The sequence below is a fragment of the Pseudomonas pseudonitroreducens genome, from assembly GCF_021603645.1.
In the GTDB taxonomy this organism is placed as follows: domain Bacteria; phylum Pseudomonadota; class Gammaproteobacteria; order Pseudomonadales; family Pseudomonadaceae; genus Pseudomonas; species Pseudomonas pseudonitroreducens.
This window is the reverse complement of sequence record NZ_BQHJ01000002.1, coordinates 124424-144964: the sequence shown is the minus strand read 5'-3', so window position 1 is coordinate 144964 and position 20541 is coordinate 124424. Positions and strand designations below refer to the sequence as shown.

16 protein-coding genes are annotated in these 20541 nt (G+C 65.1%); 10 read left to right on the top strand and 6 right to left on the bottom strand.

Translation table 11 applies throughout. The features are described 5' to 3' along the window. The first annotated feature begins 97 nt into the window (after window positions 1-97). Complete coding sequence (locus L6D89_RS04825; RefSeq protein ID WP_236198937.1) at window positions 98-2137, top strand: OPT family oligopeptide transporter; 2040 nt, start codon at window positions 98-100, stop codon at window positions 2135-2137. 182 nt (window positions 2138-2319) lie between these two features. Here the strand turns inward: L6D89_RS04825 and betT are convergent, their stop codons facing one another. After that, the gene (gene betT / locus L6D89_RS04820; protein WP_236198936.1) at window positions 2320-4278 is read right to left on the bottom strand and encodes a choline BCCT transporter BetT; all 1959 of its coding nucleotides are present in this window, start codon (window positions 4276-4278) and stop codon (window positions 2320-2322) included. A 772-nt stretch (window positions 4279-5050) separates the two neighbouring features. Between betT and L6D89_RS04815 the strand changes: the two genes are divergently transcribed. After that, window positions 5051-5386 carry a hypothetical protein gene (locus tag L6D89_RS04815; protein WP_024764762.1) on the top strand — a complete coding sequence of 112 codons (336 nt, stop codon included), beginning with the start codon at window positions 5051-5053 and terminating at the stop codon, window positions 5384-5386. 58 nt (window positions 5387-5444) lie between these two features. On the opposite strand, the gene L6D89_RS04810 is transcribed toward L6D89_RS04815, so the two are convergent. The 3 genes from L6D89_RS04810 to L6D89_RS04800 form a co-directional block, all read right to left on the bottom strand. After that, window positions 5445-6404, bottom strand: coding sequence for a sigma 54-interacting transcriptional regulator (locus tag L6D89_RS04810; protein WP_236198935.1), 960 nt, complete (start codon window positions 6402-6404; stop codon window positions 5445-5447). Window positions 6405-6423: 19 nt separating this feature from the next. After that, window positions 6424-7614 (bottom strand): trans-sulfuration enzyme family protein, encoded by a 1191-nt coding sequence (locus L6D89_RS04805; protein ID WP_236198934.1) that lies wholly within the window; start codon window positions 7612-7614, stop codon window positions 6424-6426. A 118-nt stretch (window positions 7615-7732) separates the two neighbouring features. Then, complete coding sequence (locus L6D89_RS04800; RefSeq protein WP_236198933.1) at window positions 7733-8512, bottom strand: MetQ/NlpA family ABC transporter substrate-binding protein; 780 nt, start codon at window positions 8510-8512, stop codon at window positions 7733-7735. A 467-nt stretch (window positions 8513-8979) separates the two neighbouring features. Here L6D89_RS04800 and L6D89_RS04795 point away from each other — a divergent pair, with 467 nt between their 5' ends. From L6D89_RS04795 to L6D89_RS04785, 3 genes are read left to right on the top strand one after another with little or no spacing between them, the layout of a single operon-like run. Next, on the top strand, window positions 8980-10416 hold the full coding sequence (locus tag L6D89_RS04795; protein ID WP_236171424.1) for a cytochrome ubiquinol oxidase subunit I: 1437 nt from the start codon (window positions 8980-8982) through the stop codon (window positions 10414-10416). Window positions 10417-10419: 3 nt separating this feature from the next. Then, window positions 10420-11427, top strand: coding sequence for a cytochrome d ubiquinol oxidase subunit II (gene cydB / locus L6D89_RS04790; RefSeq protein ID WP_236198932.1), 1008 nt, complete (start codon window positions 10420-10422; stop codon window positions 11425-11427). Between the two features lie 11 nt (window positions 11428-11438). Beyond that, complete coding sequence (locus L6D89_RS04785) at window positions 11439-11588, top strand: DUF2474 domain-containing protein (protein WP_236198931.1); 150 nt, start codon at window positions 11439-11441, stop codon at window positions 11586-11588. Between the two features lie 280 nt (window positions 11589-11868). Here L6D89_RS04785 and L6D89_RS04780 read toward each other — a convergent pair whose 3' ends face one another. Continuing rightward, complete coding sequence (locus L6D89_RS04780) at window positions 11869-13080, bottom strand: MFS transporter (protein WP_236171426.1); 1212 nt, start codon at window positions 13078-13080, stop codon at window positions 11869-11871. 332 nt (window positions 13081-13412) lie between these two features. On the opposite strand from L6D89_RS04780, the gene L6D89_RS04775 reads away from it, so the two are divergent. Genes L6D89_RS04775 through L6D89_RS04755 form a run of 5 tightly spaced genes read left to right on the top strand, consistent with a single transcriptional unit; the run spans window position 13413 to window position 19528 of the window. Further along, window positions 13413-16244 carry a xanthine dehydrogenase family protein molybdopterin-binding subunit gene (locus L6D89_RS04775; protein ID WP_236198930.1) on the top strand — a complete coding sequence of 944 codons (2832 nt, stop codon included), beginning with the start codon at window positions 13413-13415 and terminating at the stop codon, window positions 16242-16244. Beyond that, window positions 16237-16776, top strand: a complete 540-nt coding sequence (locus L6D89_RS04770; RefSeq protein ID WP_017520662.1) for a (2Fe-2S)-binding protein — start codon at window positions 16237-16239, stop codon at window positions 16774-16776. The genes L6D89_RS04775 and L6D89_RS04770 overlap by 8 nt, the downstream gene beginning before the upstream one ends. A 2-nt stretch (window positions 16777-16778) precedes the next feature. Next, window positions 16779-17990 carry a cytochrome c gene (locus tag L6D89_RS04765; protein ID WP_236198929.1) on the top strand — a complete coding sequence of 404 codons (1212 nt, stop codon included), beginning with the start codon at window positions 16779-16781 and terminating at the stop codon, window positions 17988-17990. Between the two features lie 3 nt (window positions 17991-17993). Beyond that, window positions 17994-18965, top strand: coding sequence for an XdhC family protein (locus L6D89_RS04760; RefSeq protein WP_236198928.1), 972 nt, complete (start codon window positions 17994-17996; stop codon window positions 18963-18965). Next, window positions 18962-19528, top strand: a complete 567-nt coding sequence (locus L6D89_RS04755; protein ID WP_236198927.1) for a nucleotidyltransferase family protein — start codon at window positions 18962-18964, stop codon at window positions 19526-19528. Before L6D89_RS04760 ends, L6D89_RS04755 begins: the two co-directional genes overlap by 4 nt. 112 nt (window positions 19529-19640) lie before the next feature. On the opposite strand, the gene L6D89_RS04750 is transcribed toward L6D89_RS04755, so the two are convergent. Then, window positions 19641-20504, bottom strand: a complete 864-nt coding sequence (locus L6D89_RS04750; protein WP_236198926.1) for an alpha/beta fold hydrolase — start codon at window positions 20502-20504, stop codon at window positions 19641-19643. Window positions 20505-20541: the final 37 nt, after the last annotated feature.

Genomic DNA, 20541 nt, shown 5'->3' with positions numbered 1-20541 from the left:
GCCGCATCGCAGACCGCAATCGTCGCCATTCCGGGTCGCGGTGGATGGCGCACTGTCCTACGCTTTGGCAGTTTCGCTTCATAAAGAGATTGCCTACATGCAAGAACGGATTCCCGACGAGTCCAACCTCGCCGAGCTGACGGTTCGCGGTCTGATCCTCGGCGCGCTGATCACTGTGGTATTCACCGCCTCCAACGTCTACCTCGGCCTCAAGGTCGGCCTGACCTTCGCTTCGTCGATTCCCGCGGCGGTCATTTCCATGGCCGTGCTGCGCTACTTCTCCGGTTCCAACATCCTCGAGAACAACATGGTGCAGACCCAGGCCTCGGCGGCCGGCACCTTGTCCTCGATCATCTTCATCCTCCCCGGCCTGCTGATGATCGGCTACTGGAGTGGTTTCCCGTTCTGGCAGACGGCCGCCATCTGTTCCATTGGCGGCATCCTCGGCGTGCTCTACACCATTCCGCTGCGTCGGGTGATGGTGGTACAGAGCAGCCTGCCGTACCCCGAGGGCGTGGCGGCGGCGGAAATCCTCCGGGTCGGCAGCCAGGACGAGGAAGAGGAAAAAGCCGGCAAGCCTGCGAAAGCCGGTGGCGCGGGCCTGCGCGACATCCTCGCCGGCGGTGTGGTTGCCGCCGCGTTCAGCCTGCTCAGCAGCGGCTTCAAGGTGCTCGCCGAGGGCTTCAGTTTCTGGCTGACCGCCGGGCAGGCGGCGTTCCGCCTGTCCACCGGCTTCTCCCTGGCGCTGGTGGGCGCCGGTTACCTGATGGGCATTACTGCCGGTATCGCCATCCTGATCGGCGTTGTCATCGCCTGGGGCGTGGCGGTACCGCTGCTTTCGGTGAACAGCGTACTGGCCGCCGGGCAGAGCCTGCCGGAGCTGGCCACCAAGCTGTGGAGCAGCCAGGTGCGCTTCCTCGGCGCCGGCACCATCGGCATCGCTGCACTGTGGACCCTGGCGACGTTGTTCAAGCCCATGGTGCAGGGCGTCTGGTCGTCGCTCAGCGCTGTGCGCGGGCGTGGCGAGGTGAGCGACCTGCGCACCGAGCAGGACCTCTCCGCGAAATGGATAGTCGCCATCGCCGGTTTCCTGCTGGTAGCGCTGTTCGTGGTCTTTTCCTACTTCCTCGGTGAGGCCGCGCCGGACCTGAAAGGCTTCGGTTTCTGGGGCCTGGTAGCGGTCTGTGTGATCTTCGCCTTCTTCTTCGGCTTCCTGATCGCCGCCGCCTGCGGCTACATGGCGGGCCTCGTCGGTTCGTCGAGCAGCCCGATCTCCGGTATCGGCATCATCGCAGTGATCCTGGTGTCGCTGCTGATCCTCGGCGTCGGCTCACTGGAAACCGGTTTCCTCGACCAGCAGGGTGGCAAGCTGGCCATCGCCCTGGCGCTGTTCACCACCTCGGTGGTGATCGCGATCGCGGCGATTTCCAACGACAACCTGCAGGACCTGAAGACCGGTTACCTGGTTGGCGCCACGCCCTGGCGCCAGCAGGTGGCGCTGATCGTCGGCTGCCTGGTCGGTGCGCTGGTGATCCCGCCGGTGCTGGAACTGCTGTTCAATGCCTACGGCTTCACCGGCGCGCTGCCGCGTGAAGGCATGGACCCGAACGCCGCGCTGGCCGCGCCGCAGGCGACGCTGATGACTGCAATCGCCAGTGGGATTTTCCACAACGCGCTGAACTGGAACATGATCCTCATCGGCGTGGCGCTGGGCATCGCGCTGATCCTGGTGGACGTGCTGCTGCGCCGCACCGGCAAGGCCAGCCTGCCGGTGCTGGCGGTCGGCCTGGGCATCTACCTGCCGCCGACCATCGGCATGACCCTGGTGGTCGGCGCCGTGATCGGCTGGCTGCTGGAAACCGCCCTGGCCAAGCGCGCGGTGGCAGCCGGCAAGGATGTGGAAAAATTCTCCGATGAGCCCAAGCGCCGTGGCGTGTTGCTGGCTTCGGGGCTGATTGTCGGCGAGAGCCTGATGGGCATCCTGCTCGCCGCCATCATCGGCACCACTGGTTCTGCCGCGCCGCTGGCGCTGGTCGGCGACGGCTTCGAGAACACCGCGCAGTGGCTCGGCCTGGTGGTCTTCGTGGCGATCTGCGTGCTGTTCTACCGCAAGGTGCTGAGCGGCACCCGCGGCTGATTTTTCGCCTCGATGTGAAAAAGGCGCCTTCGGGCGCCTTTTTCATTATCTGCTCCTCGTTCCGTGAGATACGCAGTCTGTATGTAGGAGCGAGCTTGCTCGCGAACCGCCCAACACTGGCGCTGCCGGTGAATCCGTTCGCGAGCAAGCTCGCTGCTGCAAGGGCATGCGCGAGTCCGAACCTAGCGCACCAGATGCAGGAACTGCAGGTGCCGCTCGTACTGGTCGAGCATGTCGTTGATGATCTGCTCCTTGCTGTAGCCCATCAGGTCGTAGTCCTGGCTGCCTTCGGAGAGGTGCACCTCGGCGCGGAAGTAACGGCGGTTCTTCAGGTGCAGGCCACCCATGCCGGCGCGGGCGAAGGATGGGGTGAAGTAGCCGCGCATCGAGACCTGGTAGAGGAACGTGTGCTGCTCGCCGTGGCCGATTTCCAGGATCAGTTCCAGGTTGCCCAGGTCCAGGTCGGACTCCACCTGCAGGCCCTTTTCGCGGAACACCTGGGAGACCTCGGCTATCGCCGGGCTGACCACGTCGACCATGAAGCGGTAAACCTCATCGCGCGTGGGGAAGTGCACCGCCTGGGAGATCCGGCGCTTCCAGCCGCCGGGCTTGGCCGATGGTGGTGGCGCGAGGGAATGGGTGCGCGCGCGCTGGCGCTGGGACTCCAGATAGAACGCCTTGTGCAGCCCCCACATCAGCAGCAGCAGGATCAGCGAGAAGGGCAGGGAAGTCAGCACTACCGCTGACTTCAGCGCATCGATGCTGCCGGCGAACAGCAGGCCGCCGGTGACCAGTGCGGTGGCCACCCCCCAGAACACCCGCAGCCACTTCGGGCCGTCGTCGTCGGCGCTGCCGCCGTGGGCGGAAAGGGTGGAGAGCACCACGGTGCCGGAGTCCGCCGAGGTAACGAAGAAGACGAAGCTGACCAGCACCGTCACTGTGATCACCGCGCGGCTGGCGGGGTAGTTCTGCAGCATCTGGTACAGCGCCATGGACGGATCGGCGATGGCCACGCGGCCCAGTTCGCTGAAGCCATGGTTGAGCACCTGGTCCAGGGCGCTGTTGCCGAAGATCGACATCCACGCCAGGGTAAAGCCCAGCGGGATGAACAGCACGCCGAAGACGAATTCGCGGATCGTCCGCCCACGGGAAATACGCGCGATGAACAATCCCACGAAGGGTGACCAGGCGATCCACCAGGCCCAGTAGAACACCGTCCAGCCACCCAGCCAGTCGCTGCCGTCCTTGCCGTAGGCATAGAGGTCGAAACTCTTGGTCGGCAGGCTGCCGAGGTAATCGCCGATGTTCTGCACCAGGGTGTTGAGCAGGTACTGGGTGGGGCCGGCGAACAGCACGAACAGCAGCAGGGCACAGGCCAGCAGCATGTTGATGTCGGACAGCAGGCGGATGCCCTTGTCGACGCCGGAGATGGCGACCAGGATCGCCGCGCCCATCATCAGTGCGATCAACGTCATCTGCACCGGATGGCTGTGGGTGATGCCGAACAGGAAGTCCAGCCCGGCGTTGAGTTGCAGTACGCCGAAGCCCATGTCCGCGCCCAGGCCGAACACCGTGGCGATGATGCCGAAGCAGTCCACGGTGTAGCCGATGGGGCCGTTGATGCGCTTGCCGATCAGCGGATAGAGCGCCGAGCGCAGCGCCAGCGGCAGGTTGTGCCGGTAGGCGAAGTAGGCCAGCGCCATCGCCACCAGGGCGAACACGCCCCAGCCGTGCAGGCCCCAGTGCAGGAACAGCAGCTGCATGGCCTGGCGCGCCGCTTCCGGGGTGCCGGCCTGGCCTTGCGGCGGCTGGGCGAAGTGGGTCAGCGGCTCGGACACACAGAAGAAGAACAGGGTGATGCTGATGCCGGCGGCGAAGAGCATGCCGGCCCAGGACAGGTAGCTGAATTCCGGCTCGTCGTGGTCGGCACCGAGCTTGATCTTTCCGTAGCCGGAAAGCGCGGTGACCACCACGAAGATCAGGTACAGCGTCATCGCCAGCAGGTAGTACCAGCCGACACTATCGGCGGCCCAGGATTGCGCGGCGAGCAGCCATTCACCGGCCCGTTGGGGCTGGCTGATGACGATCAGGGCGAAGAGCAGGATCAGCGCCGCCGCACCGTAGAAGACCGGTGGGTTCATGCGCATGGAGGGTGAGGGTGTTACGGACGGGGGCGATTGTGCTGCGGACAAAACGGGCGGGTTCCCTCGGATTTTTCCTTGAACAAGCATTCAATGAAAACACGGGAAGGCCCTGGAAAGCCAATCGGCGGGACCGATGGTCCCGCCGCCGGCCCTGTCAAAAGGGCCGAGCGGAGCGGGTACTGCTTACTTGCGGCGGTTCTTTTTCGCCTCACGGATCTCACGGCGTTCCGGGTCGGCCTTCGCGGGCGCGGTCAGGAAAGCGGTGGCGGCGAAGAAGTTAGCAAGAGCGGCGAAGCTGGTCACGATAGTCTCCAATGGCGCCGGGGAAAATGGGTCCCGACCGCCTGATAGCCATTTTCCCTGAAGATTGTGACGAAAAGAAGTGAATGGTCTTGATGAGCGGTATTGATATGGTCGATGAGACTGCTTTCTTTAGTATATGCGGGTAATAGTCCTGTTTTTGACTTCCTGCTCAGGATTCCCTCCTGCCGACCTGCAAGTCGACACGGCCTTTCACTGCGACCATTCGTCGCCAAAGGTGAAACGGTTCAGCGCCGTTGCTGGGTTTGGCACGATAAACGGTTGTCAGCTTCGTGAAACAGGATTTTGCATAGCACAATTCCCGTAATAGAGCGGGTTTCAGCTTGAAAGCTTGAACGAGTGTGCAGTTTTCCGTGAAAAACATGTGAAACGGCTATGGCGATTGACTTGCCGATTCCGTTAGTCTCCCCGGGCAGGACAAAAAACCACCAACAGGGAGCATCTCGAGATGGACTTCAAACGTATCGCCCTTGCCACTGCACTCTTCGCTTCGCTGGCTGGCTGCCAGACCATGACCACCAACCAGGCCATCGTTCCGCTGCAGGCCGCTACCGCCCAGATGATCGGTCTGGCTTCCTCTGACGAGCTGGTTGTCAGCGATGTCAAAGCCGGTCAGCCGGACGCCCTGGGTGGCCAGGAACTCTCCTACGTCGCCACCACCACCAAAGGCCGTGTGTTCAACTGCACCTCGCGCATGATGCCGGGCCTGCTGACCGATCCGGCCAAGCTGACCAACCCGTCGTGCACTCCGGTGGTCGCTCACTCCAACACCGCCACCAAGTAAGACTGCCTTGTCGCCGGTGCGCGGCCCTGCGGGTCGCGCTGGCGACTACAGCGCGGCATCAGCCGCGCTCGCGATCCAGGCGTTGCAGCAGTGCGCGCAGCTGCGCCTCGACACCCGGCCGGCGCAGCAGTTGCTCCAGTGACGCTTCGCTGACCGCTGTTTCACCACCCGTTCCGACCACGCTGCCTGATCCCGTCACGCCCCCTGAGAAATTCAGATGCTCCGGGCGAATCTCCTCGTCCGGGCTGACCAGCAGGGCGAAGTGGATGACGTTTTCCAGCTCGCGGATATTGCCCGGCCACGAATAGCCTTCCAGTGCGCGCTGGGTATCGTTGGCGATCTGCGGCACCGGCAGTTCCAGGCGTTGCGCATGCACGCCGAGGAAATACTCGGCCAGCGGCTGGATATCGCCGATGCGCTCGCGCAGCGGCGGCAGCGTGAGGTTGCTGTCGTGCAGGTACTGCTGCAGCCCTTCGAGGAATTTCCCCGCCTTCACCGCCTGCCCCAGATCGATGCTGGTGGCCGCGACCAGGCGCACATCCACCGGTACCGGCTCGCGCGCTCCGACGCGCAACACCTCGCGCTCCTGCAGCACGCGCAGCAGCTTCTGCTGCAGCGACAGCGGCAGGTCGGCGATCTCGTCCAGGTACAGCGTGCCGCCGTTGGCCGAGCCGAACCAGCCGGCCCGACTGCCCACCGGGCCGTTGTGCGCGCCCGGTGCGTAGCCGAACAGCTCGGCGTCGGCGTAGTTGCGGCTCAGTGCGCTGCAACTCACGGCGACGAACAGGCCGGGGCGCTCGCTGGCGCGATGGATGTGGCGGGCCAGCAGTTCCTTGCCGGTGCCGGTCTCGCCGTGGATCAGCACCGGCTGCGGCAAGGGCGCCAGGCGTTCCACTTCGTCGCGTACTGCATGGGAGCGCGGGTCGAAGAACACCAGCGCCTTGGCGCGAATGCTCAGCGGGCTCTTGTCGGCGTCGGGGAAGGTCAGCAGCGGTAGCGGCGCGTGGGGTGCATTCATGGGAAATCTCCTTCTGCTCTTACAGCGCGTCCAGCGCCTGCAGGAAGTCGTGGACGATGTCCTCGCTGTCCTCGATGCCCACCGAGACTCGGATGGTGCCGTCGTGGATGTCCAGCGCGGTCAGGGCCTCGGCGGACAGCGCGCGGTGCGAGGTCTTGCCGGGGTGGGTGATGCTGCTGGCGACACCGGCCAGCGACGGGGCGAAGGCGGCCAGCTGCAGCGCGCCGATGAGGCTGTCGACCTGATCGAGACCACCCTTCAGGGTGAAGCTCAACATGCCTGAATGACCTTTGCGGAACAGCCGTTGCGCCAGCTCAAAGTCCGGGTGCGAGGGCAGGCCGGGGTAGAACACGCGCTCCACCTGGGGGTGCGCTTCTAGGGCTTCGGCCAGTGCCTGGGCGTTCTGCGAATGCGCGCGCATGCGCAGCGCGAGGGTTTTCGCACCGCGGAAATTCAGCCAGCTCTCGAACGGGCTGGCGCTGCCGCCAGCGTTGATCTGGAAGCGCCGCGCAGCGGCAATCCACTGTGCTTCGCCGACCAGTGCGCCGCCCATGGCGTCGCTGTGGCCGTTGAGGTACTTGGTGGTGCTGTGGATCACCAGGTCGGCGCCGTCGCGCAGCGGCTGGTAGAGCACCGGCGAGAGGAAGGTGTTGTCCACCAGCAGCTTCAGGCCGTGTCGGTGAGCGAGCTCGGCCAGTGCTGGAACATTGCTCACGCGCACCAGCGGATTGGAGGCGGTTTCGGTGTAGATCAATCGCGTGGTCGGGGTGATCGCGGCTTCCACGGCGGCCAGGTCGTTGAGGTCGAGCAGGGTGGCGGCGATGCCGAAGCGTGCCAGTTCTTTCTCGATCAGGCTCTGGGTCGTGCCGTACAGCTCGCGGCTGGCGATCAGGTGATCACCGGCGCCGAGTACGCCCAGCAGCGCAGCGGAAATGGCGGCCATGCCGGAGGCGGAGAACAGCGCGTCTTCGCCACCCTCCAGGTCGCGCAGCAGCTCTTCCACTGCGCTGTGGTTCGGGTTGCCGATGCGCGTGTACATGTAGTTGTCGGGGTTGCCGGCGAGGAAGTCGTCGACCTGCTCCAGGGAGTCGTAGACGAACACCGAGCTCTGGTAGATCGGCTGGCTCTTGGCGCGGGTGACCATGCGCCGGTCGGTATCGTGGCCGCTGTGTACGGCGCGAGTGGAGGGGCCTTTGGCGGGGTCGCTCATGGCAGATCCTCTGGAAAGAAAAACGCCGGTGGAACCTGCCCACCGGCGTCGAAGCGGGTGCGCCCAAGGCGCGCCCAGCGTGGGAGACGTTGCGCCCGGCGCGCGGCCGGGCGGCGGATCAGAAGGCGGGCACCACGGCGCCGTTGTACTTCTTCTCGATGAAGGCTTTGACTTCCGGGCTGGTCAGGGCGGCGGACAGCTTCTTCAGCGCATCGCTGTCCTTGTTGTCCGGGCGCGCTACCAGGTAGTTCACGTAGGGCGAGTTGCGATCTTCGAGGATCAGCGCGTCCTTCACCGGGTTGAGCTTGGCTTCCAGCGCGTAGTTGGTGTTGATCAGGTCCAGGTCGACCTGGTCCAGCACGCGCGGCAGCAGGGCCGATTCCAGCTCCTTGAACTTCAGGTGCTTGGGGTTTTCGGCGATGTCTTTGGGGGTAGCCAGGGCGTTGCTCGGGTCTTTCAGCTTGATCACACCGGCTTTCTGCAGCAGGAGCAGGGCACGGCCGCTGTTGCTGCCTTCGTTGGGGATGGCGACGGTGGCGCCGTCCGGCAGTTCGTCGATGGACTTGTACTTCTTCGAGTAGCCGCCGAAGGGCTCGACATGCACGCCGGTCACGGTGACCAGGTTGGTGCCCTTGCCCTTGTTGAAGTTGTCCAGGTACGGCTTGGTCTGGAAGTAGTTGGCGTCCAGGCGCTTCTCGGCCACCTGCACGTTGGGCTGCACGTAGTCGGTGAAGACCTTGATCTCCAGGTCCACGCCTTCCTTGGCCAGGGTCGGCTTGATCAGTTCGAGGATCTCGGCGTGGGGGACCGGCGTGGCGGCAACAATGAGCTTTTCATTGGCGAAGGCCGAGGTGCTGAAGGCAGCGGCGAGGGCGGTCAGAAGCAGCAGCTTTTTCATTGCGATGTCCTTGTGGGGCAGATGACCGCTGGCGTCCGGGCCGGCCGGGATGGGGCCTTCGTACGGGCGGTGGAGTCTTTGTCCGCGGCTCACTCGGCAGCGGTTGCAGCGAAAGTTACCTGCTCTTTTTATTCCAATAAAATATTAATTTTTCATTTTCATATTCGATTTTGTTCATACGGAAAGACTGAGACAACCTGTCGCGCGACACCCCGTCGCGCGGCAACCCACCACTCCAACCCATGCCACCTGGGCGCGTAAGATCGAGACGTTTTCTTGAGCGGCGTCAATGCAGATGGTGGTCCATTCTGAATGAGCGGCGAAAAGAACCCGAACCGACAGCAGATCGGTGGCTCGAAAAAGATTCGCCCAGCAACAAAGACATCACGCAAGAACGCCCTGCGCATGCGCAAGGTACGGTGCCAGACCCTTCCGTGGGGGTGGCGTCAGCCTGAAGAGGAATCGTCATGTTCGGATTAGAGGCGCTCGACCTGGCCCGGATCCAGTTCGCCTTTACCGTGTCCTTCCACATCATCTTCCCTGCCATCACCATTGGCCTCGCCAGCTACCTGGCGGTGCTCGAAGGTCTGTGGCTGAAGACCCACGAGGAGGTCTACCGCGACCTCTATCACTTCTGGTCGAAGATCTTCGCCGTCAACTTCGGCATGGGCGTGGTCTCCGGCCTCGTCATGGCCTACCAGTTCGGCACCAACTGGAGCGCCTTCTCGGCCTTCGCCGGGAGCGTCACCGGTCCGCTGTTGACCTATGAAGTGCTCACCGCGTTCTTCCTCGAGGCCGGCTTCCTCGGCGTCATGCTCTTCGGCTGGCACCGCGTCGGCCCGGGGCTGCACTTCTTCGCCACGGTGATGGTGGCGATCGGCACACTGATTTCCACCTTCTGGATCCTTGCCTCCAACAGCTGGATGCAGACCCCGCAGGGCCACGAGATCGTCAATGGCATCGTGGTGCCGGTGGACTGGCTGGCAATCATCTTCAACCCGTCCTTCCCCTATCGCCTGCTGCACATGGCGATTGCCTCGTTCGTTGCCACCGCCTTCTTCGTCGGCGCGTCGGCGGCCTGGCACCTGCTGCGCGGCCGCGATAACCCGGCCATCCGCAAGATGCTCTCGATGGCTATGTGGATGGCGCTGATCGTTGCGCCGATCCAGGCCATGGTCGGTGACGCCCACGGCCTCAACACGCTCAAGCACCAGCCGGCGAAGATCGCTGCGATGGAAGGCCACTGGGACAACAGCAGCGGCGAACCGACCCCGCTGATCCTGTTCGGCTGGCCGGACATGGAGCGTGAGGAAACCCGCTTCAAGATCGAAATCCCGGTGCTCGGCAGCCTGATCCTGAATCACAGCCTGACCGAGCCGATCCCGGCGCTGAAGGACTTCCCGAAAGCCGACCGGCCCAATTCCACCATCGTCTTCTGGTCGTTCCGCATCATGGCCGGCTTAGGCATGCTGATGATCCTGGTCGGCCTGTGGAGCGCCTGGCTGCGCTGGCGCAAGCGGCTGTTCGAGAGTCGCGCCTTCCTCAAGCTGGTGTTGTGGATGGGGCCGTCCGGCCTGATCGCGATTCTCGCCGGCTGGTTCACCACCGAAATCGGCCGCCAGCCGTGGGTGGTCTACGGGCTGATGCGCACCAGTGATGCGGTATCCAACCACAGTGTCACGCAGATGAGCCTGACCCTGGTGATGTTCGTGTTGGTGTACTTCAGCCTGTTCGGCGTCGGCATCGGCTACATGATGCGCCTGGTACGCAAGGGCCCGGTCACCCACGAAGGCCGCGAGACCAGCCATGGCGGCGCCGGCCAGAAACGCACCGCGGCACGACCGCTGTCGGCCACCGAAGAGGGCCTTGATGACGATGACACCACCGAAGCGGGGAGGAACTGAGCCATGGGAATCGATCTTCCGCTGATCTGGGCGATCATCATCATCTTCGGCGTGATGATGTACGTGGTGATGGACGGCTTCGACCTGGGGATAGGCATGCTCTACCCCTTCTTCAAGGACGAGGGCGACCGCGACGTCATGATGAATACCGTGGCGCCAGTCTGGGACGGTAACGAGACCTGGCTGGTGCTGGGGGGCGCGGCGCTGTTCGGCGCCTTCCCGGTGGCCTACTCGGCGGTGCTCTCGGCGCTGTACCTGCCGCTGATCCTGATGCTCGTCGGGCTGATCTTCCGCGGCGTGGCCTTCGAGTTCCGCTTCAAGGCGCGGCCGGCGAAGCGACACATCTGGGACAAGTCGTTCATTGTCGGTTCCCTGGTGGCGACCTTCTTCCAGGGCGTGGCGCTGGGTGCCTTCATCGAGGGCATCCCGGTGGAGAACCGCCAGTTCGCCGGCGGCTCGCTGGACTGGCTGGCACCCTTCCCGCTGTTCTGTGGCCTTGGCCTGGTGGTCGCCTACAGCCTGCTGGGCTGCACCTGGCTGATCATGAAGACCGAAGGCAAGCTGCAGGAGCGCATGCATGACCTGGCCCGGCCGTTGGCGCTGGTGCTGCTGGCGGTGATCGGCATTGTCAGCCTGTGGACTCCACTGGCTCACACCGAGATCGCCCAGCGCTGGTTCAGCCTGCCGAACCTGTTCTGGTTCCTGCCGGTGCCGCTGCTGGTATTACTCACCTTCTACAGCCTGCTGCGCTCGGTGGCGCGCAACGACCACGTGAAGCCATTCCTGCTCACCCTGGCGCTGATCTTCCTGGGCTACAGCGGCCTGGGCATCAGCCTGTGGCCGAACATCATCCCGCCGTCGATGTCGATCTGGGATGCCGCGGCGCCGCCGCAGAGCCTGGGCTTCATGCTGGTGGGCGCGCTGTTCATCATCCCCTTCATCCTCGTCTACACCGCCTGGAGCTACTACGTGTTCCGCGGCAAGGTGAAGCACGGCGACGGCTACCACTAGAGGTGCGCGGCATGACCCATGAAGAGCAGGAGAAGGCGCCGCTGCGCAAGCGGCTGGGCTGGCTGGTGCTGATCTGGGTGCTGAGCGTCGCCGGCCTGGGTGTCGCGGCCTGGCTGATGCGCCTGTTCATGAGCGCGGCGGGGCTGGGCACGCCGCACTAGCTCGCGCAATCGATCCCATCCGGGCGCTGTCCGCGGCGCCCGTTCCCACATCCCTCGCCGGTGCTTCCAGCGGGGGATTTTTTTACCTGGACTTCTCGTGGAAGCGAAGGGGAGCCCAGCTCGCAGGATGGTGTGGAGCGAAGCGATACCCATCGATTAATGCGCGAAAACGTTGATGGGTATCGCAAGCTCCACCCATCCTACGACGGTGCTATCCGGTGACTGCAGGAGCGGACTCCGTCCTCGACCAGCTGAGGTTCGCTGTAGCGCAGCAGCAAACTCAGTGCAGCTTGTCGCGCTTGGCCAGGGTGGGGAACAGCTTCATCCACGCGCCGGTGACGACGAGTGTGCCGACTCCGCCAAGCACCACCGCCGGCACGGTACCCAGCCAGTGTGCAGTGACGCCGGATTCGAACTCGCCCAGCTGGTTCGAGGCGCCGATGAACAGGCCGTTCACCGCGCTGACCCGGCCGCGCATTTCGTCCGGGGTTTCCAACTGCACGAAAGCGCCACGGATGACCATGCTGATCATGTCCGCTGCGCCCAGCACCACCAGTACTGCCAGGGAGAACCAGAACGACGTCGACAGGCCGAAGGCGATAGTGGTGACGCCGAATACCCCCACGGCGGTGAACATGATCCGCCCGACGTTGCGCTCGATGGGGAAGCGCGCCAGCCAGAACGACATCAGCAGCGCGCCCACCGCTGGCGCCGAGCGCAGCAGGCCCAGGCCCCAGGGGCCGGTGAGCAGGATGTCCTTGGCGAATACCGGCAGCAGCGCGGTGGCGCCGCCCAGCAGCACGGCGAACAGGTCCAGGGAGATGGCGCCGAAGATGTCCGGGCGGCTGCGGATGAAGCGGATGCCCGCCAGCAGCGATTCCAATGTGGCCTTGCCCTGCGTGGCTGGCGCCTGGCGCGAGGGCAGGGTGAGCACCAGGGTGCAGGCGATGAAGTAAAGGATTGCGGTCGGTGTATAGACCCAGAACGCGCCGAAGGCATAGAGGAAACCGCCGAACGCCGGCGCGGCGATGGTCGCCGCCTGCATGGCCGAGGCGGACGCCGCCACGGCGCGGGGGAAGAGTGCCGTGGGCACGATATTCGGCAGCAGCGCCTGGGTGGTCGGCATCTCGAAGGCCCGCGCGGTACCGAGCAGGAAGGCCATCACGAAGATCATCTCGCGGGTCACGTTGTCGGTGCTGGCGCCCACCACCAGCGCCACGGCAATCAGGCCCTGGCCGACCTGGCAGAGCGAGGCGATGCGCCGGCGGTCGTAGCGGTCGGCAACGTGGCCGGTGTGCAGCATGAACAGCACGCGCGGGGTGAACTCCACCAGCCCGACCAGGCCCAGGTCGAGCACGTTGTGGGTCAGTTCGTAGATATGCCAGCCGATGGCCACGGTGATCATCTGGAAGGCGCTGGCGGTGCAGACGCGGGCCAGCCAGAAGGCGAGGAAGGGGCGGTGACGCAGCAGGGACGTGGCTTCGGCGGTCATCTTGGAGGCTTTTCTGGGAGGTCGTTAGGAGGCTAAGCAAGGGCTGTGCAGCGTAGCACGGCGTAACACTTTTCCGCTTGTCGCCGGCGATTTCCGCAATTGGCGAATAGTCGTGAACCGTCGACTAAAATTTTCAGCGGCGCGACAAGTTGCCCGATTGACTTTGCCTCGTGCCCCTGAGGTGCGTTAAAGTTGACAGAAGAGTCAGGTTTTCCTGCAGGATCTCTCCTCCGGCGCCATCCCCGAGACGCCCGCGATTCCGCGGCCTCCGAACTCTCTCCAGCACCGAAAAAAACCACATGGGCGGGTCTTCACCGTCCAGAGGATGAACCATGTCCAACCGTGATATTTCCCGGCGCGCCTTCCTGCAAGGCGGGCTGATTGCCGGTGTCAGCGTGACCATGGCGCCGCTCGGCAGCCGGGCCTTCGCTGCCCTGATGGAAAACTCCGTCACCGTCTCCCCCCAGCAGTGGATGGGCCACGACGGCAAGGCGCGTTTCCGTAACGATGCGCTGTCCAAAGTCTGCGGCAACAAGGTGTTCGCCCGCGACATCCGCGCCAAGGACATGCCCGGCTGGCCGCAGCAGCAGGGCCACGCCATGCTGCTCAAGACCATCAAGGCCGATCGCATCTTCGACGGCATCGACCTCGCCTGGCTGGGTGCCGAGTTGCAGCCGGACCGCGTCGTCACCGCCGAGGACCTGGACAAGGACGGCATCGTCTTCCCCGAAGCCCACGCCCCGGACCCACTGCTGCCGCGCGGCAAGGTGCCGATGTTCATCGGCCACCCGGTGGCGATCCTGATCTGGAACGACTTCGAGCGCTTCCGCCAGGCCAAGCTGAAGATGAAGTTCAACGACAAGGCGATCCGCTACGGCGCGCAGGCGCCGCTGTACCAGGGCGACCCCTACGGCAGCTTCCGCTACGTACGCGTCGGCGGGGCGACTTCGGCCGATCCGGACGAGTTCTCCAGCCTCAAGGACTCGATCCTCTTCCCGATGATCCGCGAGCGCAAACCAGTGTGGAACCAGCAGCCCAACCAGCACGGTGACCTCACCGAGCAGGGCCTGTTCTACGCGCAGAAGATCAAGGACCAGATCGAAAACCCGCCGGAGAACTGGCTGGTCTTCGACGAACGCTACAAGACCCCGTCCATCGAGCCGGCCGCCCTGGAGCCGGACAACGGCAACGGCTGGTACGACCCGGCGAGCAAGACCCTGCACTTCGTGGTCGCCACCCAGTGCCCGTTCGAAGCGGCCTACGAGACGGCGCACATGATCGCCCCGTCGCGCTTCGGCCTGGCCAAGCTGAACATGCACCCCGGCTACACCGTGGGTTATGGCTCCAAGGATCACAACATCTTCGTCTACTACGCGGCCCTGGCTGCGCTGTACGGCAACGGTGTCCCGGTGCGCCTGGCCAACGACCGCTACGAGCAGTTCCAGAGCGGCATCAAGCGCCACCCGTTCGACATCCGCTACCAGCTCGCGGTGGACAAGAAGGACATGACCTTCAAGATCTTCCGCACCGAGATGAGCGTGGACGGCGGCGGCCGCATCAACTACAGCCCGTCCGTGGCCGCCGTGGGCGCCACTGCTGCGCAGTCGATCTACTACATGCCGCAGAATGACCTGCAGGTGACCGCCTACCATTCCCGCGCCGTCGAGGCCGGGTCCATGCGTGGCTACGGCACCCTGCAGAGCATGGCTGCCACCGAGATGATGGTGGACGAGATCGCCGGTCGCCTGGGCGTCGATGCCATCGAACTGCGCCGCGTCAACGCGCTGAAGTCGGGCATGAAGAACACCCAGGGCGCTATCCCTGCCGGTGCGCTGCGCCTGCACGAAATCCTCGACAAGGCCGCCGCCCACGAGTGGTGGAAGACCCGCGACGCACGCAAGAAGGAGATGGACGCCAAGGACCCGGACCACTGGTACGGCGTCGGCTTCGCCATCTGCCAGAAGGACTTCGGCACTGGCTCCGAAGCGCCGATGGCGAGCATCGAGTTCGATGCCACCGGCAAGGTGCACATGCGCCACATCGGCATCGAGATCGGCACTGGCATGTCCACTTCCCAGGCGCTGGTGGTGGCCGACTTCCTCGGCAAGCCGGCGGACGAGATGAAGACCGCCGAAACCGAGTGGCCGGAACTGCAGCTGATCAGTGGTGAAGACCCCTACACCATGAGCCAGCCGACCCAGGACGAGAAGCTGCGCAACCCGCGCTGGGTCGGCAAGTACGCCTCGGCGTCGTCGGCGACCAACTCGGCCTACTACTTCAGCCACGCCACCCGTGAAGCGGCGCGCGTGCTGTTCAACCACGGCCTGTGGCCGGCGGCCCTGGAAATCTGGCGTCGTGGCCCGTTCAACGGCGCCGCCAACCCGCTGGTGGTGCGCCGCGAGGATGCTCACTGGGTCGACGGCCAGCTCACCGCCAACGGCCTGCAACCGCTGTCCTTCGCCGAGCTGGCGCAGGTCGCCCACGAGAAGGGCCTGGTCACCGGTGCCACCGTCCACGGCTTCAACCGCTGGAGCTGGGCGGAGTGCGACTACGTCATCGATGGCGTGCGCGATCGCCTGCCGCTGGACGCCCTGGCCGTGAAATACGGTGACGGCGCGCCGGGCGTGAAGAAGGCGCAGATGAACAGCGCCGGTTTCCACCTGCTGGATCGGCAGAACGTGGCCTATCCGCCGGTGCAGCTGAACAATGCGGCCGTGACCTACTACAGCCCGGTGGCGACCATCGTCGAGCTGAAGGTGAACAAGGGCAACGGCGAAGTCAGCGTGCTCAACCACCACAGCTGGATCGAGTGCGGACGTGTACTGGTTCCGGAACTGGTGAAAGGCCAGATCGAAGGCGGCACTGCCATGGGCATCGGCCATGCACTGCTGGAAGATATGCCGCTGTATGAGGGGGGGCCGGGCGAGGGCGACTGGAACTTCAACCGCTACCGTCTCCCGAAGGCGAAAGACGTGGCCGTCTGGCAGCAGAGTTCGGAAATCCTTCCGCCGCTGTCGCCCAGCGACCCGTCCAAGGGCATCGCCGAGGTGGTGATGATCCCGGTGGTTGGCGCCATCAGCAACGCCGTGGCCCACGCCATCGGCAAACGCGTCCGCGACCTGCCCATCACTCCCGCTCGCATCAAGGAGGCCCTCAATGGCTAACCGTCCGCTCAACCTGACCCTGAATGGTCAAACCGTCGGTCCGGTCGAGGTTCCCGAGGACCTGCCGATGATCGACTACCTGCACGAATACCAGAACCTCACCGGTTCGCGCCTGGGCTGCGGCCAGGGCATCTGCCATGCCTGCGTGGTGATCGTCGACAACCCCGACGGCACCAGCGAGGAAGTCCGCACCTGCATCACCGGCGCGCACTACTTCGAAGGCAAGAAGGTGCGCACCATCGAGGGCCACGCCAAGCGTGAGGCAGACGGTTCGGTGAAGGAGCTGAACCCGATCCAGCAGAAGTTCGTCGACCGTTTCGCCTTCCAGTGCAGCTACTGTGCGCCTGGCTTCGTCAACGCCGCCACCGTGCTGGTGGAGAAGGCCCAGCGCCAGCCGCTGAAGAAGAGCGAACTGGAATCGACCATCGAGGCCAGCCTCGGCCACCACATCTGTCGCTGCACCGGGTACGTGCGTTACTACGACGCCACCCGCGAAGTGCTGACCGATCTCGGCCTGGTCAAGGAGGGTTGAGCATGCAGCGCATTCTTTCCGGCCTCGCGCTGGCTGTCGGCCTCGGCCTGGCGATCAGTGCACAAGCCGCTGACCAGGAGCTGATCAAGCGCGGCGAGTACGTCTCCCGCGCCGCCGACTGCATGGCCTGCCACACCGCCGAGGGCGGCGCGCCGTTTGCCGGCGGCCTGCCGATCCACTCGCCGTTCGGCACCATCTACGGCAGCAACATCACCCCGGACAAGGACTTCGGCATCGGCAACTACAGCGCCGACGAGTTCTTCGCCGCCCTTACCGAGGGCAAGCGCAAGGACGGCGCCAATCTCTATCCGGCCATGCCCTACACCTCGTACCACCTCATCAAGCGCGAGGACAGCGATGCCCTCTACGCGTACCTGATGAGCCAGACGCCGGTGCATCGCGCCGCGCCGCAAACCAGCCTGAGCTTCCCGTTCAACGTGCGCCTGGGCCTGAGCGGCTGGAACATGCTCTACGGCAAGAGCCTCCAGCTGGAAAACACCGAGGGCAAGAGCGAGCCGTACAAGCGCGGCCAGTACCTGGTGGAAGTGCTCGGCCACTGCGGCGAGTGCCACACCCCGCGCAACCAGATCGGCGCCCTGGAGCAGGACAAGCGCCTGACCGGCGGCCTGCTCAACGGTTACAGCGCGCCGAGCCTGCTGGCCCAGGACCTGGCCGAGCGCGGCTGGACCAGCGCCGACCTGACCGGCTTCCTCAAGCACGGCATGAGCCCGCAGGGCAGCATGTTCAACGAGATGTTCCCGGTGATGCACCTGAGCACCCAGCACCTGGGTGACGAGGACCTAGCCGCGATGTCCACCTACCTGCTCGGCGAACAGCCGCCGCAGGCCAAGGTAGTCAAGGCGGTGGCCGAGGAGCAGCTCAGCGACAGCGCCAAGCGTGGCCGCCAGCAGTACCTCAACGTCTGCGCCGGCTGCCACGGCAACGATGGCGAGGGCAAGCCGCACATCGCCGTGGCCATGCAGGGCAACACCACCCTGCGCCTGGCCGATTCGCGCAACCTGGCCAAGGTCATCGTCGAAGGTATCCGCGAGCAGCAGTTCACCGGCTTCGAGCGCATGCAGCCGATGCCGGGCTTCGCCGACAAGCTCAATGACGAGCAGCTCACCGACCTCATCAACTACCTGCGCCAGGCCTGGGGTGGCCTGCCGGGTGACATGGGCGTACAACAGGTCGCTCAACTCAAAGCGGAGTGAGTCGTGCAGCATCTCGATCTGCAAGTAGTCCGGCAGGCACTCCAGTGGTCCAATGCCGGGCAGCGTGTATGGCTGTGCAGCGTGCTCTTCACCTACGGCTCGGCGCCCCGTGCGCCGGGCTCGCTGCTGGCGGTCAACGCCAGCGGCCAGTGGGTGGGTTCGCTGTCCGGCGGCTGCGTCGAGGATGACTTCCTCGAACGCGTCGCCGAAGGCGAGTTCAGTGAGCCGGTAGTCGTCGTGCGCTACGGCGACGGCACCGATACCCGCAGCAATATCCGCCTGCCCTGCGGTGGCATCCTCGACGTGCTGGTGGAAAACCTCGCGCCCGATTGCGACGTGCAGGCGCACTTGCGTGAGCTGGAGTCGGCGCTGCTCGGCCAGCGTCGCCTGCTGCGTGAAGTGAACCTGCGCGACGGCCGCCGCCGCCTGAGCGATGACCACGAGCATGGCCCGCGCGTGGAACGTGACGAAGCCAGCGTGCGCCTGCGCGTCGGCGCGGCTCAGCGTCTGCTGTTGGCCGGCTATTCCAGCGTGGCGCATTTCTGCGCGGAGTTCGGCAAGGGCCTTGGCTTCGAGGTGATCCTCTGCGACCCACGCGAAGAAGCGCTGGATGGCGTCGTCCTCGAGGGCATCGAAATCCGCCGCGAGTTGCCCTCGGTGTTCATTGCCAACGGCGGTTGCCACGCGGACACCGCCGTGGTCGCGCTGACCCACGACCCGAAGATCGATGACCTGGCGATGCTCGAAGCCGTGCGCACCGAGGCCTTCTACATCGGTGTCATGGGCTCGCGCACCACCTCCGACAAGCGCCGCGAACGCCTGCACCGGGTCGGCGGCCTGAACGAGACGGAGCTGGCGCGGGTGCATGCGCCCATCGGTCTCAACCTGGGCAGCAAGACCCCGGCGGAAATCGCCCTGGCGGTGCTCGCCGACATCCTGCGCACGCGCAGCGGTGTCGCCCGCGAGGCGCTGTGACGGTTGTCGCGCTGGTCCTGGCCGCCGGCCAGGGCTCGCGTTTTGGCGCGGACAAGCGCCGCGCGGCTCTTCCTGATGGGCGCAGCCTGCTGGCGCATAGCGTCGAATGCGCGTTGGCGGTGTTCGATGAAGTCCGGGTGGTGCTGCGTGACGGCGAGCGGGCCGAGGATTTCGACCTGCCCGCCGGCTGCCGGGTTATCCACAGCCTGGATGCGGCGCTCGGTATGGGGCACAGCCTGGCGGCCGGCGCAGCGTCGCTGAACGACTCTCAGGCAGAGGCGGTCGCCATCCTGCTGGGCGACATGCCGTGGATCGCCCCGCAAACCTTGCGTGCATTAACGGAAGCGGCCAGCCCCTCGACCATTCTCTTCCCGCTTCACGATGGCCAGCGCGGCCATCCCGTGTTGTTCGGCCGCGAGTTCTGGCCGGCGTTAACCCAACTCACTGGCGACGAAGGCGCCCGAGCCTTGGTTCAGGCGCATCGCGATCACTGCCTCACCCTGAACGTTGCCGACGCAGGCGTGCTGCGCGACGTCGATACCCCTGACGCCCTGCGTTCCTGACAGGTTCGCGAGCAAGGACTGGGCGTCCCCTCGTTCCTGCAGGCTGGCGCCGTGGTGCTCTTCGCAGGAGCGAGCTTGCTCGCGAACCCCGGCGGCACCGAATCTCGCGGCTTCAGTGCCGCTTCAGCCAATCAGCAATTCGTGGCCAGATTTCCTGGCTGGCATTGCGCGACAGCAGCAGGCGGTTATGGCTGTAATCCTCCCGCGCGCCGGTCGCCAGTCCGAACAGCTCCAGCCTCGCGTCGTTGCCGCCGAACGCTTTCACCAGCGCTTCGCATCCGGCAACCGGGGCGATGAAGGTATCGCCGCTGCCCGCCACGCCCAGCACCGGTAAATCGACATTTGCCAGTCCTGCCAGATAGTCGAAGCCCGCCAGCGAATTGAAACGCCGCCGCAGGTTCCACTGGCACCACTGGCGCATCAGCAGAGCGCTCTCCGCCTCCGGCCCGACGCTCTTCGCCCGGCTCGGCGCGACACGACGCCAGCGCAGCAGCCAGTCGTAGCCGAGCACGGCGAGCCGATGAGAAAGACTGGCCCCGGCCGCCGTGGCCTGGGAACCGATCAGCACCGTCGAGCGCAGCCGCCGCTGCGCCAGTTCGGGGTTGCGCGCCGCCCACATGGTGACGATCAACCCGCCGCCGGAATGGCCGATCCAGTGCAGCGCCGTTTGCCCGCTGCGCTGGCTCACCGCGTCGAGAATCGCCGGTACGTCCTGCTCGGCCACATCATCGAAGCTGTGGATAAACCCATTGCGCCCGCTGTCGCCATGTCCGCGCCATTCGAACAGCCAGCAGGCGAACCCTTGCCCGGCGAGGTAGTTGGCCAGGCCCAGGCAACTGCGGTGGTTGGAGAAGGTGCCGTGAGTCAGCACGATGGGCACGCCATCCGCAGGGCCCACGAGGCGCAGCGCCAGGTTGACGCCATCGGCGGTGCGGATCAGCTCCGGCTGGGAAGGGGAGGGTTCTTGTGCGGTCATGGCTGGCGTCCTGGCGAAGGCGATCCATGCTGCTCCG

Bases quoted from the DNA above. Each gene is read 5' to 3' on its own strand.
- L6D89_RS04825 (WP_236198937.1), top strand. From the start codon at position 98: ATGCAAGAACGGATTCCCGACGAGTCCAACCTCGCCGAGCTGACGGTT.
- betT (WP_236198936.1), bottom strand. From the start codon at position 4,278: ATGAACCCACCGGTCTTCTACGGTGCGGCGGCGCTGATCCTGCTCTTC.
- L6D89_RS04815 (WP_024764762.1), top strand. From the start codon at position 5,051: ATGGACTTCAAACGTATCGCCCTTGCCACTGCACTCTTCGCTTCGCTG.
- L6D89_RS04810 (WP_236198935.1), bottom strand. From the start codon at position 6,404: ATGAATGCACCCCACGCGCCGCTACCGCTGCTGACCTTCCCCGACGCC.
- L6D89_RS04805 (WP_236198934.1), bottom strand. From the start codon at position 7,614: ATGAGCGACCCCGCCAAAGGCCCCTCCACTCGCGCCGTACACAGCGGC.
- L6D89_RS04800 (WP_236198933.1), bottom strand. From the start codon at position 8,512: ATGAAAAAGCTGCTGCTTCTGACCGCCCTCGCCGCTGCCTTCAGCACC.
- L6D89_RS04795 (WP_236171424.1), top strand. From the start codon at position 8,980: ATGTTCGGATTAGAGGCGCTCGACCTGGCCCGGATCCAGTTCGCCTTT.
- cydB (WP_236198932.1), top strand. From the start codon at position 10,420: ATGGGAATCGATCTTCCGCTGATCTGGGCGATCATCATCATCTTCGGC.
- L6D89_RS04785 (WP_236198931.1), top strand. From the start codon at position 11,439: ATGACCCATGAAGAGCAGGAGAAGGCGCCGCTGCGCAAGCGGCTGGGC.
- L6D89_RS04780 (WP_236171426.1), bottom strand. From the start codon at position 13,080: ATGACCGCCGAAGCCACGTCCCTGCTGCGTCACCGCCCCTTCCTCGCC.
- L6D89_RS04775 (WP_236198930.1), top strand. From the start codon at position 13,413: ATGTCCAACCGTGATATTTCCCGGCGCGCCTTCCTGCAAGGCGGGCTG.
- L6D89_RS04770 (WP_017520662.1), top strand. From the start codon at position 16,237: ATGGCTAACCGTCCGCTCAACCTGACCCTGAATGGTCAAACCGTCGGT.
- L6D89_RS04765 (WP_236198929.1), top strand. From the start codon at position 16,779: ATGCAGCGCATTCTTTCCGGCCTCGCGCTGGCTGTCGGCCTCGGCCTG.
- L6D89_RS04750 (WP_236198926.1), bottom strand. From the start codon at position 20,504: ATGACCGCACAAGAACCCTCCCCTTCCCAGCCGGAGCTGATCCGCACC.